Raw genomic sequence first — 15847 nt, 5'->3', positions numbered from 1 at the left:
CGATTACAAAATCGAAATCCACACGGGCTATATGCCCATTCTCGTCCTCTGTATAATCCCGCATATATCCTCCGCCATCTGCAATCTGACAGGCTTTTGCAATGGCTCTGGCATCACTGGGCAGCCCTTCCAGATAAAGAGCAATTCCCAGTTCTTCATACTGATTCAGCTCACCCTCCAGCGATCTGCAGGATTCTTCCTTTCCTGATCGTGATATACGCTTCGTGTCCTAACCTCCTTTCCTCCTTTATGGATTCAGAAAACACCTGAATCATTTTGCAGAAAAAAGAGACGGAATGTGAACTCATTTCATCTTCAGGGAATGCAAACACCGCCCCAGCTGATACGCTGCATGATAAATCGACGCTGTTTTTAGAAAAAATAGATGTTAATGTTAATATTTAATACGAATCTGTGTTATCTCTGTTCTCAATTGCTTGTGAGTCACAGATCCATTTCTTTTTTCTTGTTCCCCATTATACGGATTCATTTTCCATTATGCAATAGATTTTTACCAGTTTATTCTTTTTTTCCATTCTGTTTCGAAAAATTTAATAAGTTGCAACTGAAATTTACAAACTGAATTTACCTGTTTTTTTCCTATTGCACTTTTGAAACATATATTATACAATGAGGAATCAAGATAGCTGATTGTTACTGTTCACTGGTAGTGTTCCGCGAGGTGTTTTTGTGAATATAGTTCACAGAAAACCTGGGAAACCCGGCGCGAAATAATGCGAATGCATGATTTCTGTGCATCGCGAAGTGTGTTGTTATTCGCGAAGTGAGCATTAACAACTGATTATGGTAATCTTTTAATAATAAACACTATTTCCAAGAACAGGATGTGATCATATGAAAATAGAAAAAATCAGTGACAATCAAATCCGCTGTACTCTTACAAAGGAAGATCTGGACAGCCACCAGATCCGTATCAGCGAGCTTGCCTACGGCACAGATAAAGCCAAGAAGCTTTTCCGTGAAATGATGCAGCAGGCTCAGATTGAATTTGGCTTTGAAGCTGATAACATCCCGCTGATGATCGAGGCAATTCCCGTAAACGGTGAAAGTGTCATTCTGATTGTCACCAAGGTAGAGGATCCCGAAGAACTTGACACTCGTTTCTCCAAATTTTCACCATATAAAAAAACCAAGCAGGATACCCTTCATTTCGATGGTGCTGATAATATCATCGATATCTTCCAGAAATTATATGAGGAGACACAGAAAGCAGCCTCTCAGGGAGCTTCTTCCAGTAACAAGGAGGTCAAAGAATCTGGAGCTTCCAGGACTTCCAGAAGTACGGAAGCTTCTGAATCTGTTTCCAATACCCGGAAAGTTTCGGTAAACCTGATACGGCTCTATACTTTCCATACTCTGGATGATGTCATTGCTGCCGCACATGGACTGGATGGATTCTATAAAGGCATCAATACCCTTTACAAGGATGAGAATTCCCTTTACCAGCTGATTGTACATCAATCCTCCTGCACAGCAGAAGAATTCAATAAAGTATGCAATATTCTTTCTGAATACGGCAGCGGACGCGCTTTTACTGCTGCCGGAGAGGCTCATTTAAAGGAACATGGTGAGCTCATTTCCCGCAAAGCCTTGCAGCAGCTTGCAAAAATCTGAAATAAAAAGAATCCTGCCTGCAGGATTCTCCGCCTGACAATTCCAAAATGCCTGCACGCTGCGCAGACATTTTGAACAGGCTAAAACCGTATTAAAAAGGACTGGCAAATCGCCAGTCCTTTTTATTATAAGTTCGTATATACTCTGTCGGGGTTACCTTCTCAACCGGAACAGCCCGTCAAGAAACTATATACTAACGGCCTGCAAGATAATCGTTCAGCTGCTGGATTAAAACATCAGCATCAATTCCGTGTACCATAGCAGCCTCCTCCAGAGATTCCATCTGTGCGGATGGGCATCCTACACATCCCATACCGGATGCCATAAGAATACCAGCCATATTAGGATCTAACTGAAGAAGCTGACCAATCAGCATATCTTTTGTCACCTGTGCCATGATCTGTTTCCTCCTTTTTTATATCGAGCCACTGTTCAAGCCTGATCAGTAGCTGCTTCTCTCGTAAAAAATTCCCTGCCAGTACATCAAAACCGGCAGTAACTCTCCACGTTCCACTATTATAATACCAAATACACATTTGCGCAACCGTCACAATTCTAAAATTTTGTTTATAATTTTGTACTTGATATCCTTTGACATATATATTAGAATAGACTCATATCCCAGAAAGGGTTTCTGTTCACTCTGTGAACAGTAATCATAAGGGAACTAAAGAGATTAAAGGAGGATATAACAATGGCATATGTAATTTCTGACGAGTGCGTAAGCTGTGGAACATGCGAGAGCGAGTGCCCAGCAGGTGCTATTTCTCAGGGAGATGATCATTACGTAATCGATGCAGATTCCTGCATGGACTGCGGAACTTGTGCTGATGCCTGTCCTACAGGCGCTATCAGCGAGGGTTGATTTTCCCACATAAGTGATGATAGCATGAAGGGGAGCTTCCTATGGAGCTCCCCTTTTTCAAACACATTCTACACTCCGTTTTTCTTTTTTCCCTTCTTCTCCGAAGATGCAGCTGCTTCTCTTCTTGCCATCTGCTGTCTCCTGATGGCTGCATCCAGAGTGCGCCACCTGTCTTCTCCTTCTTTTTTGGCATGAAGCTCCTGAGTAATCAGACGTTCTAATATCTCCTGAAACTCCAGAATCTTTTTATCTGGCTCCGCTTTAAAATTCTGAACATTCTCCAGCAGTTCTTCCCGAAGTGTATCTCTTGTTTCATTCTCTTCTTTTTCTATACTCTCAGATTCCAGTAAATGTATTTTATCCTTTTCTTCCGGCACGATTACTTCCATTCCTTCTTTTTTTGTAAGTTTTGGAAGAAGATCATGTATCGCCCGAAGCTGCAAGCCTCTGTTCTTTAGTTCTTTAATGTTCAAAAACAGTTGAATATCATCCTGGGTGTAGCAGCGATGCCCCAGCTCATTTCTGCGAATAGGAAGGGAAAGTTCATCCTCCCAGTAACGAAGGACATAAGATTTCACCCCTGTCAGCTTCACAGTCTCAGCCACGGTATAGCATTTTTCCATACTACCCCTCCTCATGAAATTGTTGCTGTCCACAAAACAAATCGGTCTGGCTGCCAGACAGCATCCGTATGGACAATAGCATAATTCACTGTTTTTATTATAACAAAAGGTCTTTCAAATGCAAGAAAAAAAGGTCGACATAACATGCCGGCCTTTTCGAAGAAATACCATAATCAATCAGCATTTCCTTATTTTTTCATATTTACAAACTGTGTATACTGAGGCAGCCATACCAGCTCAACGGTACCAATAGGACCGTTTCTCTGTTTCGCTATAATGATCTCAGCAATTCCCTTTTTCTCCGTATCCTTATGATAATAATCATCACGGTAGATAAACATTACCATATCAGCATCCTGCTCAATAGCTCCCGACTCTCGCAGGTCAGAAAGCATAGGTCTGTGATCCGGGCGCTGCTCTACAGCTCGACTGAGCTGTGAAAGTGCAATGACCGGAACGCTGATCTCACGGGCAAGTGCTTTCAGGGAACGTGAAATATCGGAAATCTCCTGCTGTCTGGAATCAGAATGTCCGCTTCCACTCATCAGCTGAAGATAATCGATCATAATAATTCCAAGATTGTGCTCTAATTTGTATTTTCGGCACTTGGAACGCAGCTCGGAAATGGAAATACCGGGGGTATCATCAATAATAAGATTGGAGCGTCCGATAATATCTGCACCCTCCACCAGCTTGGTCCAATCCTCATCTTTCAGATTACCAGTTCTCATATTCTGGGAATCCACATGAGATTCCATGGCAAGGAGACGGTTTACAAGCTGCTCCTTGGACATCTCCAGACTGAATATCGCTACCGTAACGTCCTTACGAAATGCCATATACTGGGCAATATTAAGAACGAAAGCCGTTTTTCCCATAGACGGACGGGCTGCGATCAGCACCAGGTCTGAAGCATGCATTCCGGAGGTCTTGTAATCCAGATCCACGAAACCGGTAGGAATACCAGTTACCGTTCCCTTCATCTTGGAAGCTTTCTCAATATTGTTCACCGCATTCAAAACCACCTGCTGGATAGGCACAAACTCATCACTGGAGCGTCTCTGAAGAACATTAAACAATTTCTTCTCCGCTTCCTCCAGGATCATTTGTGTGCCTTCTTTCTCCATATAGCAGGCATTTTCCACTTCCTCATTCACTTTGATCAGTCTTCGAAGGACAGCCTTTTCGCTGACAATATTGGCATAATACTTTACGTTGGCAGAAGTGGGAACTGCAGAAATCAGATCTCTTACATATTCCATACTGCTGATATCTGGTGGAAGTTCCTTCTCCTTCAGACGGTTCTGAAGAGTGATCAGATCCACCGGCTTTCCTTCATTACATAACTCCACCATGGCATCAAAAATAATACCATACTGGCTCTGGTAAAAGTCATCACTTGTAAGAATCTCTGATGCTACCAGAATGGCATCACGGTCCAGGATCATGGAACCAATAACGGACTGTTCCGCTTCAATGCTGTGAGGAAGTATCCTCTTGATCAATGCTTCTTCCATTTCGTAAAAAACATCCTCTCCTGCAGCTTTATGCATTACTGTTTACACTTCTTCACAGTAACCCTTATGCCTCTTCCTTTACCCATACTTTCAGGCTTCCGGTCACCTTAGGATGAAGCTTGACCGGTACATTTGTTACGCCAAGATTGCGGATCGGGTTTGGAAGTACCAGTTTCTTTTTCTCTATATCGAGATTCAGCTGTTTCTTGGCGGCTTCTGAAATTTCTTTTGTGGAAACAGAGCCAAATGTTCTTCCGCCCTCTCCCACTTTAAGAGTAAGAATAACCTCTTTATCTTCAAGATTCTTGGCAAAAGCTCTGGCAGCTTCTAAATTCTCCTGGGCAACCTTCTCTTCATTTGCCTTCTGAAGCTTCAGGTCATTTAAGTTCTTTGGAGTTGCCTCAAGTCCAAGCTTCTTCGGCAGGATCATGTTTCTTGCATATCCGTCACTGACGTTTACAATCTCTCCCTTTTTTCCAAGGGCTTTTACATCTTCCAGTAAAATTACTTTCATTCTTTGAATTCTCCTTCCTGGTATAACTGATCTATAATATCTTTGATCATTTTCTCTGTCTCATCTTCTGTAGCCTTCACCTGGGCTCCGGCAATGTTCAGATGACCTCCGCCGCCCATTCTCTCCATCATAACCTGCACATTGACCTCATCAATGGCACGGGCACTTACATACACCTCATTATTATATGGAGTAAGAACAAAAGAAGCCTTCACACCTGCAATATTCAGAAGTTCATTTGCGGCCTGGGCTCCTACTACTGTAGGACTTTCCAACCCCTCGCTGGGGCATCTTCCTATTGCAAAACAATTTCTGTAAATCTGGGCAGTGCGGACAACTTCCGCTCTTGCCTTATATGCATCAATGTTATCCCGAAGCATTTTGCGGACTCTTGTAATATCTGCGCCATTTCTCCGAAGATAAGCAGCTGCTTCGAAAGTACGCACGCCGGAGCGTGTAGTAAAATTATTGGTATCAATTACCATACCTGCATACAGACAATCCGCCTCCAGGCTGCGAAGACGCAGATCCTCGTCAAAATACTGAAGGATCTCGGCAACCATCTCACATGTGGAGGATGCATATGGCTCCACATAGGAAAGTACTGCGTTCTGTATCACTTCACTGCCTCTTCTGTGATGATCCAGCACCACGATCGTCCTGGTCAGATAAAGAAGATCCTGACACTCTGTATAACTTGGTTTGTTTGTGTCCACCACAACCACAACTGTATTATTATCCACAAGATCCTTTGCCTGGGCACAATCTACAAACATGGAAGGCTCATAATCCGGATTATTGATATACCCCGCCATCAACGGACGGATGGATGTGGTCGGATCATTTACTACAATATGGACCGGCTTGCCAAGGGTCTTTCCTGCGCGATAAATACCGATTGCAGCCCCAAGGGCATCTACGTCTGTGATCTTATGTCCCATAACCACAACACGATCCTTGGTGCTCATAAACTCTTTCAGAGCCTGTGCCTTCACTCGGGCCTTTACGCGGGTATTTTTCTCCACCTGCTGGGATTTTCCGCCAAAATAGGCGATGGAATCTCCATTCTTAATTACTACCTGGTCACCGCCGCGTCCAAGAGCCATCTCAATGGCAATACGGCAATATTCATAATTCTGCAGATAGTTTGCGCCGTTCAGACCAATACCGATACTTAGGGTGACTGCCATTTCATTACCAATATTGACCGTCTTAACTTCATCCAGAATATGAAAACGCTGTTCTTTCAATGCTTCCAGGGAACTCTGACGCATGATCAGGAAGTATTTATCCCGCTCCAGCTTGCGTACAAGTCCGTCAAAATTGGAAAAATACTTGGTGATTTTCCTGTCGATCAGTGCGATCAGAAGGGATCTTCTGACTTCTTCCACACCTTCCAGAGCTTCTTCATAATTGTCCAGATATGCCAGGGCAACTACCAGCTTATCATCCTCATTCTTCTGAATATATTCCTGAAGCTCTGTCTCATCATAGAAAAACATTGCCACAAGATTAATGTCTGCATCCACATTTTCCAGAATACGGGCTTCATTTACCACATCTTTCATAGTAACCAGCTGCATGGAAACACGATAGATCCTGTCACCAAAGTTGGTGCTCATCTCTGTGATCTCCTGTTTCTCAGGTACAGGAAGTTTATCCGGTGTGATCTCCGGAAAAATAGTGGTAATGTGCTTGTTATACAGCTGTTCTTTCCCGGTAAGCTCTGCAAATACCTTGTTGGACCAGATCATTCTTCCATTGGTGTCCATAATGGCATAAGGAAGAGCCAGATCATCCAGAAGACGCTTCTCAAGAGATTCATACTGATTGGCAAACGCGATCAGATCATTGAGAATCAGCGGCCTGTGAAAGCGGGTAAGCAGAAGTGCGGCCACAATATATACCACAATTCCAAGTGTAGCAAGAATTCCTGCTTTCACACTTACCATAAAAATAAGAATATCCAGCCATATAAGAAGAATGGTCAGATACAGTGGCCACCTCATGAACTGCTTCATGGATCCCTTGAATTTCAGTTTTTTATTCATAAGTTTATCCTCACTTACAAATCCTCAGGTACCTTTTACATAGTGACAGGCAAAATACGCCTTTGCCAGATAGTATAACAGATTTCTGAGTATTTTTCCATAGAAGATTAGAGCGTGTTTGAAAAAGGCTTTCTGCAAGATGTGCGTTACAATTTGTGGGAGATTTTGCCCGGATGAGGGCGCCGTAGTGGGCTACGGCAACCGAATTCGGGTGAAATATACCGCAAAGTGGGGCGTGCAGATTGCGGAAATGGTTTTTCAAACACGCTCTAGATAGAAAAACCGCCATCCTTCCGGATGGCGGTAAACACTTCCAAATTAGTCCTGGATGTATGGCATCATAGCAAGATGACGTGCTCTCTTAACAGCAACAGTCAGAGCTCTCTGATGTTTCGCGCAGTTTCCTGTGATTCTTCTAGGAAGGATTTTTCCTCTCTCGGAAACATATTTTCTTAATTTTGCTACATCCTTGTAATCGATCTCGTTATTCTCTTTACCACAGAATACGCAAACTTTTTTTCTTCTGCGGCCGCCTCTTCTCTTCATTGGAGAATCTGGTCTTTCGCTTCTATTATTGTAAGCCATGTTGGTTTTCCTCCTGTTTTATTCAGTTCTAAGAGCTAAGCTCTAGTTAAATGGCAATTCCTCGTCAATGCCATCCGGAATGTTCATAAAGCCCTCTGCAGCGGTTCCCGGGTTCGGCATAGATGCCTCCGGTGCACTTGTGCGCGGATGGGAAGCAGCATAACTGTCGCTGGAAGCCTTGCTCTCAGCAAACTCCTGATCTTCCACAACAACCTCTGTAGTGTAAACCTTCTGTCCATCACGGTTGGTATAGCTTCCGGTCTGAATACGACCTGTAACGGCAATCTTCAGTCCCTGACGGAAATACTTCTCAGCAAACTCTGCCGTACGTCCAAAAGAAACACACTGAATGAAATCAGCACTTGCTTCTCCATCGCGACGGAATCTTCTGTCTACCGCTAATGTGTATCTGGCAATTGCCAGTGCATTCTCTCCTGCGGAATATCTCACCTCAGGATCTCTTGTTAAGCGTCCCATTAAAATTACTTTGTTCATTCTTCTTACCTCTCTTAATATACTAAGTGAACGGGCTCTTAATGGTGCTTTCTAAATCCGATTATGCAAAAAGATTATGCGTCTTTTCTGACAACTAAGTATCTTAATACGTTGTCCATAATACGTACATGTCTTTCTACTTCTGCCGGACACTGTGCGTCTGCCTCAAACTGAATAAAGTAGTAGAAGCCTTCATGCATTTTCTGAATCTCGTAAGCTAATTTCTTCTTACCCCATTCTTCAACGTCTGTGATAACGCCATTGTAACGAGTGATGTATCCTTTAGCTTTCTCAACTACTGCATCACGTACTTCGTCTTCAACTTTTGCGCTAACAACTAATGCTAACTCGTACTTGTTCATGCTTGTCTTACCTCCTTATGGTCTGTTGGCCCTTTGCCTGTCAAAGAGCAAGGATATTTTATATATCACGATTTTTGATTCTAACATACTTTTTTCAGGCTGTAAAGCATTATTTTTCCTTTTTTTGAAGATTTTTTGTGTTTTTCTCCACCATCTTCCGCGGTACCATGATCTGGTGTCCACAGCCCATACATTTCAGGCGAAAATCTGCACCTACTCTTAAGATTTCCCATTCTTTGCTGCCGCATGGATGACCCTTCTTCAATGTAACAATATCTCCAACTTCATAAACAACTGCTGCCATATATAAACTCCTTATTTACCTGCTTCATTTCTGCTTTAGAACCTTTTTCAGCACACTATTTTTTTACTTTTATCTGGGAAAACACCTGTCCGATAGGCTCCTTGATCAAAAGATCTGCATACCGATCTCTTGGTGTCGGGGACTTGTTGATCACTACCAGATGTTCTCCGGAAAAGTAATCGATCAATCCTGCCGCAGGATAAACAGCCAGGGACGTCCCTCCTATAATAAGAACCTGCGCCTGGGAAATGGCACGCACAGACTCATTGATGGTGCGGTCATTCAGTCCTTCTTCATAAAGAACCACATCCGGCTTGATAATTCCACCGCAGGAACACCTTGGAACCCCTTCCGCTGCTTTCATATATTTGAAGTCATAGGATTTCCCACATCTCATACAGTAATTCCGGTATACACTTCCGTGAAGCTCCAGTACATGTTTACTGCCTGCCATCTGATGCAGATTATCAATATTCTGGGTGATAACTGCTTTCAGCTTTCCGGCTTCTTCCAGCTCTGCCAGCTTCAGATGAGCTGCATTCGGCTTCGCTGTATCGCATAGCATCTTGTCCTGATAAAAACGATAAAATTCCTCAGGATGACCCATGAAAAAGGTATGACTTAAAATAGTTTCCGGCGGATAATCATACTTCTGATTATAAAGTCCGTCCTGGCTTCGAAAATCCGGGATCCCGCTCTCCGTAGAAACTCCTGCTCCTCCGAAAAATACAATATTATCGTACTGGTCGATCAGCTCCTGAAGCCTTTCCACTTCCTTACTCATGTCCATTCCTCCAATCATTATACGGTACACATTTTTCAGTAATATGCTTTCCGATATCTCTCTCAAAATCCCTCTGCAGCCCTGCAGAAATTTCCCGGCCGTTTACAGGTCTGCATGCTTTTTTCAAGAAGATCCGATTCTAATTATCACCTGTCTGCTTCGTGCTGTCTGATTTCTTCACAACATCCAAAGTATCCACTCTTTTTCCCTGAACCACATAACGGGTAGACTCATTACCGGTACATGTGGAAAGGGTAACGATCTTGTCGTCTACGCCCAACTCACCTGGTGTAGTCTTAACATCAGAATAGGAGACTATTTTATTCATATAATCCACAAACTCCTGTCCAGGTCCCTTAAACAGTGTATATGTATCACTGTTTACCGCTGTGGTATACGCAGAAATAATCTCATACCGGTAAGTCTTCTCCGGGGTAAATATCCAGAAATATTTGCTCTTATTGTAAGCAGAATCATCCTTACTGAAATTCTTCAGCTGTCCAAACATAGTCCCGTTCTTCATATTGTGACCGTATACCAGCGTATTGCAGTCACTGAAATCTGCCTTATTCTCATAATCAATGAAAATAGTTCCGGCAAAATTATAATTCTTCTCATAAGTCATATGAAGATACTGGTCATTGTCAGTTCCCTTTACCACCGGATAGCTGACACCTTCAAGTGCCTCCACATAGATCCAGCCGATCACATCTGTATTAATGCTTCGAAGAGAATCAAAATCAATATCCAGCGGGGCCTTCAGAGCCGGTCCGTCTGGTCCTGCTGCTTCCTCACTTTCACTGGTACTGTCCTGATCCGGATCACGCTCTGTCACCGCCATCTGGGCAATCGCATTATACTCATCTGAGCCTTTCTTATACTCTGTATAAATGTGATAAAGATTGTATGCCGCGTAGCAAAATATACAGATTGCAGCAATCAGTACAATTGTGAGAAATATATCTCCTGCTTTTTTCTTCTTTTTGGGTTTCTTATCTTCGCTCATGGCAACCTCCTTCTACCAATATCATTCACATAATCTGAAGTTTCGCATATATAAAACTTTTAAAGTCTCTCTATATTATATAGGCTATAAAATTTTCCTGCAACCTCTGTCTCAGGATATATTACCAGTGAACAGCAACAGTTCCTGTTCACCGGTAACATTCCGTGAGGTGTTTTTTGTGAACAAAGTTCACAGAAAACCCGAGAATTACGGCACGAGATCATGCAAAGCATGATTTCGTGCTCAGAGTATTATACACGTCATACCTTCAGCATCAGTAATTCCTACATTCTTCACTTATTCTTCCAGCAAATCCCTGCACTCTTTCCTTAGCTCATTTTCTTTTTTGCTGTAAAGCAAAAGTTCACAATGTTTAAAATAAGAAGGACAGCCATACTGAGAGATGAAAATACTGCATCTGTCATCTCCTGTCAGTCCGGTTTCAAACAACAGCAATTCCTGCCCTTCCCCAAAGCACTCTTCCAGAAAAGAAAAGGCTTGTTCCAGCATCTTCTTCGTTTCCTCAAGTTTCTCGTTTCGTAATCTGCAAACATTGCCAAACCTTTCGCCGATTTGTTCTATTCCTTCTGCCACGTCAGAAATATGCAGCTCTTTCAACTGAAAAAAATACTCTTCCAGAATTCTGATCTGTTCCTCTTCCCTGGCAGCTTCTTCTGCTGTCAGAAGCTCTGAACAGATTTTCGCATCTAGTGCTTTTCTTCTGGAAGCAACAAACTGTTCCATAGCTTCTACGCTGTTCTTTTCCTGCAAAAAAATCTTCAGCAATTTAAGATTTTCGTATAGTTTTTCTGTCTTTTCATCTATTTTCTGAAAAACTGAAATTCTTTCTGTCACAGCTTCAAGAAGCATTTCAGTTACAGCAAAGCGTTCTTCAAAAGATGCTTTTTTTCCCATATCGCAACAAGTCTTCAATTGCCCGGAAATTACATTTCCATCAAGAATTTCCTGTATCTGATAATCAGATTTATACTTCTCATACAGTCTGTAATAACCGGCAAAATCTCTTGCAATTTCCTCTTTTTGAAGGAATTCTCCAATCAGTTCCTCTCCGATTTCCACCTGCAGTTCCTCATAACTTTTCAGGATTTCGGAAAGGTCCTCCCAACCTCTGGCAGTCACAAAAAACTTGCCATCTACTGTATTTTCCACCATATAAAAATTCTCTTTTTTAAGAGAAAGATAGGACAAAATTGCGCCATGTATGCCCTTTTCCCCCGCATATTCCAGCCATACATCTGTATCTGCCTGTATGGAAATCTTTCTTACACGATCCAGCGTAACAATGTCAAATTCCCGGACAGATTTGTTGTATGCAGGCGGATTGCCAGCAGCTACAATAATCCATCCCTGCGGTACCTTATGGGTTCCAAAGGTCTTGTTCTGCAAAAACTGCAGCATAGCCGGGGCCAACGTCTCTGACACGCAATTGATCTCATCTATGAAGAGGATTCCCTCCTTTTTTCCCGTTTGTTCTATGTACTCATACACAGAAGCAATAATTTCGCTCATGGTGTATTCTGTTATATTTGTTTCCATACCACCGTAATTCCTGGTCACAATTTTGGGAAGTCCCACTGCACTCTGACGAGTATGATGCGTGATGGTGTAAGCCACCAAGCCCACCTTGCATTCGGCTGCAACCTGCTCCATAACAGCAGTTTTCCCGATTCCCGGCGGACCGATCAGAAGGATCGGGCGCTGCCGTACCAAAGGATAGGTATAAACTCCATTCCCGTCCTTTTTCAGATAAGCAGCAAGGGTATGGATAATCTCATTTTTTGCGTCTTTGATATTCATATTTTTATCCTTTCGCCGATAACCAGTTTATAAGCCCAGTCCGGCACAAGTTTCATATTTTCCGTCTTTTTCACAAATACAAAGGCCGTTTCATAATCCGGTTTCTGTCTCGGATAAATCCCATCTCCGTCAGTAAAGTAGATCAAAGCCTTCAGATTCTGCAATTCCCGCTTCTCCTGTTCCTTTCTGATCAGTTCAAAAACAGGCCTGAAATCGGTTCCGCCCCGTCCCTGTATGGTTATCTTCTGCATATATTCTTTCCATTCTTCCTCTGAATGGATCACCTGGTACCACTGAATACAACAGTCACATTGGACAATATATACTTTCATTTTCTTAAAAAAATTCTCCCGGGTGCTGAGGATCTGGTAAGTCTCTCCAAGGAATCTCCGGACCAGCTCCTTGGAACAGGAACCAGAGGTATCAATGGCGATCACCAATTCCTCCAGACGATTCACTTCTTTGTATTCCAACGGCTCGATCAGCGGCAGATTTCCATACTGCTCCATTCCAAAATTATAAAAAATATAATCAAAGCTATCCTCATCCAATTGGATTTCTTCCCTTGGAAAAGCAAATTTTCGGAGAAATTTCCGATAATCATATCGGCTTTTGTACAGTTCCTCCAATTCCTCTTCTTTACTTCCAGAACTTGCTCCGATCCGATGCTTCTGCCGCTCCCTTCCAAGAGTGGTATATGTAAGAATCTTTTCCCACCTGCTCCGTTTTTGTTCCCTTTTCCATGGATTTACACTCCATAGGGAATGATCATCAAAGGAAAAAAGAGATTCCAGCTCTTCAATATTAAACGGGAATTTTTCCTGTTTCAGAAGCTGATAAAGTACCTGAGCAGAGCAATTTCTGCCTTTAAAAAATTTAAAAATCTGTCTTCTTTTTTGCAGTTCTTCTGACGAATATTGCCATAAATTTTCCGGAATATTCTTCCAGATCAGAAGCTCCACAGCCAGATCACAGGCCACATTCCACAATCTTGCTTCCATCTTTTTATCAGAAAAAGGATGCTGATAAAGACAGTGAAACAACATGTGCAGGCAGCCTCTTTTCAGCCTTTCCGGCTTCTCTGCCCAGATATAGATCAGGAATACAGGGTCTGCTATTATCCTCTCACCGTCAGTTCCAATTCCATGGATCCAGGACTGCGAAGAGTTCTCATTTTCCATGCTGTTCGGAAACATTTTTGTCTCCACAACCGCCGAAAGGGCTGCTGATGCATAAGAAAAAAATGGAAATCTTGCACAGATTTCACTCCTGCAGGTATGCAGGATTTTCATTCCCATTTCCTGGTATTGCCTTTTTTTCTTTATGAAACTGCCTGTATTTTCAGACATTTTTCTTTCTTTATTGTCCTGCATAGTTTCGCTTTCTTTCCTGCTAAAGGTCAAATTATTTCTCTTTATATCCGTATTTCTGATCCTTTAACCTCATCAGCCACACCAGGCTCTCCAGCTTTCGCTCTCTTCTGGCAGTACAGATAAAATTCTCCAGTTCTTCTGCTCCAAACCAGCCAAAACTCTCCAAGAGCTCCATTTTTCCCACGTTCTCTTCCCGGATCAAAGCTTCCATAGCAGGACGGATTCTTCGCTTCAGATACTGGCCATAGGCAGTTTTTTTCTCTTCTTCGCACTCATTTGTTAAAAAAAATCCTTCCAAAGCGCAGGCAAGCCGAATCCGCTCCTGTCCTGTTGTCTGGAATTTTTCATACCGCATATCACGCTCTTCTTCCATATATAATCCCAGCTTTCTTGCAGTTTCCCTGCTTCTTATTATAATCCATCCTGCCTTTTCCCACAATCGTATTTTTCTCATTTGCCACATACGCTCTCTCCTGTTATAATAAAAATACCAAAGCGTGTTTTTGAAAAATCATTCCAGCAAGATGCGCGTCACAATTTGCGGTATATTTTGCAGAAGACCTTTTTCAAACAGGCGCTAAGAACAACAGGAGGTTTCATTAAAATGGAAAAAAAGAACTTGATCGTCGGACAATCCGGCGGACCTACTGCAGTTATCAACAGCAGCCTTTATGGTGTAGTTTCTGAGGGCATAAAACAGGAAGAAATTGGACATGTTTATGGCATGGTAAACGGTATTGAAGGATTTCTGAAGGGCACCATCCTTGACTTTGAAGAAGCACTTCCCGGGGAAAAGCTGGAATATCTTACCTACACTCCAGGCGCTTACCTGGGCTCCTGCCGCTATAAGCTTCCGGAATCTCTGGAAGATCCGGTATACCCAGAGCTTTTCCGCAAATTTGAGGAGATGAATATCGGCTGGTTTTTCTACATCGGCGGCAACGATTCCATGGATACTGTGAGCAAGCTTTCCCGCTACGCAGCCATGATTGGCAGTGACATCCGCATTATCGGAGAGCCGAAGACCATTGACAATGATCTTGTGCATACTGACCACACTCCTGGATTTGGCAGTGCTGCCAGATATGTGGCTTCCACAGTTCGTGAAATCACCCTGGATGCCAATGTTTATGAGAAAAAATCCGTGACCATCGTAGAAATCATGGGACGTCATGCCGGATGGCTCACAGCAGCCAGCGCTCTCGCCCGCAAATATACCGGCGATAACCCGCTTCTTATTTATCTTCCTGAAACAGCCTTCGATACAGAAGAATTTTTGAAAAAAACAGAAACCTGCTTCGAAAAAAACTGTAATGTTGTTGTCTGCGTTTCCGAAGGCATTCATGATAATAAGGGAACTTTTATCTGCGAATATGACAATTCTGTAGGCACCGATACTTTTGGTCATAAAATGCTGGCAGGCTGCGGCAAATATCTGGAAAACCTGGTGCGAAGCCGACTTGGCGTGAAAGCCCGCTCCATTGAACTGAATGTAAGCCAGCGCTGCAGTGCCTCCATGCTCTCTGACACGGATCGCCAGGAGGCCATTACAGCCGGTATTTTCGGCGTTCAGGCTGCGCTGAAAGGCGAAACTGGGAAAATGGTATCTTTCATCCGTCAGGAGACCTCTAAGGGCGTTTACCAGATGAGATGTGGACTTGAGGATGTCAATGAAATCTGTAATGAGGAGAAAACCGTTCCCCTTTCCTGGATCAGCCAGGACGGTTCTGACGTGACAGAGGATTTCATCCATTATGCACGTCCGCTGATTCAGGGAAATGTAGAACTGCCTATGGGCGAAGACGGACTTCCGGTCTGCGTATACAGAAAATAACGTTACCAGTGGACAGTAACAAAATAACCTCGCCGTTCTGAGTTCAAACCCTGCAGAGAATCTCCCTATACGGTATCATGA

18 protein-coding genes and 1 pseudogene are annotated in these 15847 nt (G+C 43.0%); 3 read left to right on the top strand and 16 right to left on the bottom strand.

The features are described from left to right. The first annotated feature begins 855 nt into the window (after positions 1-855). Positions 856-1635, top strand: coding sequence for an adaptor protein MecA (locus tag ACESTK_RS14685; protein ID WP_148463156.1), 780 nt, complete (start codon positions 856-858; stop codon positions 1633-1635). A gap of 193 nt (positions 1636-1828) precedes the next feature. Here the strand turns inward: ACESTK_RS14685 and ACESTK_RS14680 are convergent, their stop codons facing one another. Beyond that, positions 1829-2032 carry a DUF1858 domain-containing protein gene (locus ACESTK_RS14680; protein ID WP_117851487.1) on the bottom strand — a complete coding sequence of 68 codons (204 nt, stop codon included), beginning with the start codon at positions 2030-2032 and terminating at the stop codon, positions 1829-1831. 297 nt (positions 2033-2329) lie between these two features. Here ACESTK_RS14680 and ACESTK_RS14675 point away from each other — a divergent pair, with 297 nt between their 5' ends. Then, positions 2330-2500 (top strand): DUF362 domain-containing protein, encoded by a 171-nt coding sequence (locus tag ACESTK_RS14675; RefSeq protein ID WP_118583690.1) that lies wholly within the window; start codon positions 2330-2332, stop codon positions 2498-2500. Between the two features lie 68 nt (positions 2501-2568). Here ACESTK_RS14675 and ACESTK_RS14670 read toward each other — a convergent pair whose 3' ends face one another. From ACESTK_RS14670 to ACESTK_RS14600, 15 genes and pseudogenes are all read right to left on the bottom strand, one after another. After that, positions 2569-3123: a helix-turn-helix domain-containing protein gene (locus ACESTK_RS14670; RefSeq protein ID WP_173715668.1), complete on the bottom strand. Its 555-nt coding sequence runs from the start codon at positions 3121-3123 to the stop codon at positions 2569-2571. 188 nt (positions 3124-3311) lie between these two features. Further along, on the bottom strand, positions 3312-4640 hold the full coding sequence (gene dnaB / locus ACESTK_RS14665) for a replicative DNA helicase (RefSeq protein WP_118583698.1): 1329 nt from the start codon (positions 4638-4640) through the stop codon (positions 3312-3314). A 64-nt stretch (positions 4641-4704) separates the two neighbouring features. Beyond that, the gene (rplI, locus tag ACESTK_RS14660) at positions 4705-5154 is read right to left on the bottom strand and encodes a 50S ribosomal protein L9 (protein WP_118583688.1); all 450 of its coding nucleotides are present in this window, start codon (positions 5152-5154) and stop codon (positions 4705-4707) included. Further along, positions 5151-7205, bottom strand: coding sequence for a DHH family phosphoesterase (locus ACESTK_RS14655; RefSeq protein WP_118583686.1), 2055 nt, complete (start codon positions 7203-7205; stop codon positions 5151-5153). The genes rplI and ACESTK_RS14655 overlap by 4 nt, the downstream gene beginning before the upstream one ends. 10 nt (positions 7206-7215) lie before the next feature. Further along, positions 7216-7494 (bottom strand): DUF6783 domain-containing protein, encoded by a 279-nt coding sequence (locus tag ACESTK_RS14650; protein WP_118583684.1) that lies wholly within the window; start codon positions 7492-7494, stop codon positions 7216-7218. Between the two features lie 29 nt (positions 7495-7523). Beyond that, positions 7524-7790 carry a 30S ribosomal protein S18 gene (rpsR, locus tag ACESTK_RS14645; protein ID WP_118583682.1) on the bottom strand — a complete coding sequence of 89 codons (267 nt, stop codon included), beginning with the start codon at positions 7788-7790 and terminating at the stop codon, positions 7524-7526. 42 nt (positions 7791-7832) lie between these two features. Further along, positions 7833-8285, bottom strand: coding sequence for a single-stranded DNA-binding protein (locus tag ACESTK_RS14640; protein ID WP_118583680.1), 453 nt, complete (start codon positions 8283-8285; stop codon positions 7833-7835). Between the two features lie 74 nt (positions 8286-8359). After that, on the bottom strand, positions 8360-8647 hold the full coding sequence (gene rpsF / locus ACESTK_RS14635) for a 30S ribosomal protein S6 (protein WP_117851485.1): 288 nt from the start codon (positions 8645-8647) through the stop codon (positions 8360-8362). Positions 8648-8756: 109 nt separating this feature from the next. Further along, the gene (locus tag ACESTK_RS14630) at positions 8757-8951 is read right to left on the bottom strand and encodes a DUF951 domain-containing protein (protein WP_173715669.1); all 195 of its coding nucleotides are present in this window, start codon (positions 8949-8951) and stop codon (positions 8757-8759) included. A gap of 55 nt (positions 8952-9006) precedes the next feature. Next, positions 9007-9735 (bottom strand): NAD-dependent protein deacylase, encoded by a 729-nt coding sequence (locus ACESTK_RS14625; protein ID WP_118583678.1) that lies wholly within the window; start codon positions 9733-9735, stop codon positions 9007-9009. A 139-nt stretch (positions 9736-9874) separates the two neighbouring features. Then, a complete protein-coding gene (gene srtB / locus ACESTK_RS14620; protein ID WP_373120084.1) occupies positions 9875-10741 on the bottom strand; it encodes a class B sortase in 867 nt (288 codons plus the stop codon). A 297-nt stretch (positions 10742-11038) separates the two neighbouring features. After that, complete coding sequence (locus ACESTK_RS14615; protein WP_187565725.1) at positions 11039-12559, bottom strand: ATP-binding protein; 1521 nt, start codon at positions 12557-12559, stop codon at positions 11039-11041. Next, positions 12556-13851 (bottom strand): VWA-like domain-containing protein, encoded by a 1296-nt coding sequence (locus ACESTK_RS14610; RefSeq protein WP_373120082.1) that lies wholly within the window; start codon positions 13849-13851, stop codon positions 12556-12558. The genes ACESTK_RS14615 and ACESTK_RS14610 overlap by 4 nt, the downstream gene beginning before the upstream one ends. Before the next feature lie 112 nt (positions 13852-13963). Further along, positions 13964-14395, bottom strand: a complete 432-nt coding sequence (locus ACESTK_RS14605) for a hypothetical protein (RefSeq protein WP_373120080.1) — start codon at positions 14393-14395, stop codon at positions 13964-13966. 13 nt (positions 14396-14408) lie between these two features. Further along, positions 14409-14483, bottom strand: a pseudogene (locus tag ACESTK_RS14600) (DUF6783 domain-containing protein); the annotation flags it as partial. 53 nt (positions 14484-14536) lie between these two features. Here ACESTK_RS14600 and ACESTK_RS14595 point away from each other — a divergent pair. Further along, positions 14537-15766, top strand: a complete 1230-nt coding sequence (locus ACESTK_RS14595; protein ID WP_373120079.1) for a 6-phosphofructokinase — start codon at positions 14537-14539, stop codon at positions 15764-15766. Positions 15767-15847: the final 81 nt, after the last annotated feature.

The organism is Ruminococcus sp. Marseille-P328, assembly GCF_964249465.1.
Taxonomy (GTDB): Bacteria; Bacillota; Clostridia; order Lachnospirales; family Lachnospiraceae; genus Blautia_A; species Blautia_A faecis.
This window is presented reverse-complemented; position numbering and strand designations above follow the sequence as displayed.

Excerpts from the sequence above, each read along its gene's own strand:
- ACESTK_RS14685 (WP_148463156.1), top strand. The coding sequence starts at position 856 with ATGAAAATAGAAAAAATCAGTGACAATCAAATCCGCTGTACTCTTACA.
- ACESTK_RS14680 (WP_117851487.1), bottom strand. The coding sequence starts at position 2,032 with ATGGCACAGGTGACAAAAGATATGCTGATTGGTCAGCTTCTTCAGTTA.
- ACESTK_RS14675 (WP_118583690.1), top strand. The coding sequence starts at position 2,330 with ATGGCATATGTAATTTCTGACGAGTGCGTAAGCTGTGGAACATGCGAG.
- ACESTK_RS14670 (WP_173715668.1), bottom strand. The coding sequence starts at position 3,123 with ATGGAAAAATGCTATACCGTGGCTGAGACTGTGAAGCTGACAGGGGTG.
- dnaB (WP_118583698.1), bottom strand. The coding sequence starts at position 4,640 with ATGGAAGAAGCATTGATCAAGAGGATACTTCCTCACAGCATTGAAGCG.
- rplI (WP_118583688.1), bottom strand. The coding sequence starts at position 5,154 with ATGAAAGTAATTTTACTGGAAGATGTAAAAGCCCTTGGAAAAAAGGGA.
- ACESTK_RS14655 (WP_118583686.1), bottom strand. The coding sequence starts at position 7,205 with ATGAATAAAAAACTGAAATTCAAGGGATCCATGAAGCAGTTCATGAGG.
- ACESTK_RS14650 (WP_118583684.1), bottom strand. The coding sequence starts at position 7,494 with ATGGCGGTTTTTCTATCTAGAGCGTGTTTGAAAAACCATTTCCGCAAT.
- rpsR (WP_118583682.1), bottom strand. The coding sequence starts at position 7,790 with ATGGCTTACAATAATAGAAGCGAAAGACCAGATTCTCCAATGAAGAGA.
- ACESTK_RS14640 (WP_118583680.1), bottom strand. The coding sequence starts at position 8,285 with ATGAACAAAGTAATTTTAATGGGACGCTTAACAAGAGATCCTGAGGTG.
- rpsF (WP_117851485.1), bottom strand. The coding sequence starts at position 8,647 with ATGAACAAGTACGAGTTAGCATTAGTTGTTAGCGCAAAAGTTGAAGAC.
- ACESTK_RS14630 (WP_173715669.1), bottom strand. The coding sequence starts at position 8,951 with ATGGCAGCAGTTGTTTATGAAGTTGGAGATATTGTTACATTGAAGAAG.
- ACESTK_RS14625 (WP_118583678.1), bottom strand. The coding sequence starts at position 9,735 with ATGAGTAAGGAAGTGGAAAGGCTTCAGGAGCTGATCGACCAGTACGAT.
- srtB (WP_373120084.1), bottom strand. The coding sequence starts at position 10,741 with ATGAGCGAAGATAAGAAACCCAAAAAGAAGAAAAAAGCAGGAGATATA.
- ACESTK_RS14615 (WP_187565725.1), bottom strand. The coding sequence starts at position 12,559 with ATGAATATCAAAGACGCAAAAAATGAGATTATCCATACCCTTGCTGCT.
- ACESTK_RS14610 (WP_373120082.1), bottom strand. The coding sequence starts at position 13,851 with ATGAAAATCCTGCATACCTGCAGGAGTGAAATCTGTGCAAGATTTCCA.
- ACESTK_RS14605 (WP_373120080.1), bottom strand. The coding sequence starts at position 14,395 with ATGTGGCAAATGAGAAAAATACGATTGTGGGAAAAGGCAGGATGGATT.
- ACESTK_RS14595 (WP_373120079.1), top strand. The coding sequence starts at position 14,537 with ATGGAAAAAAAGAACTTGATCGTCGGACAATCCGGCGGACCTACTGCA.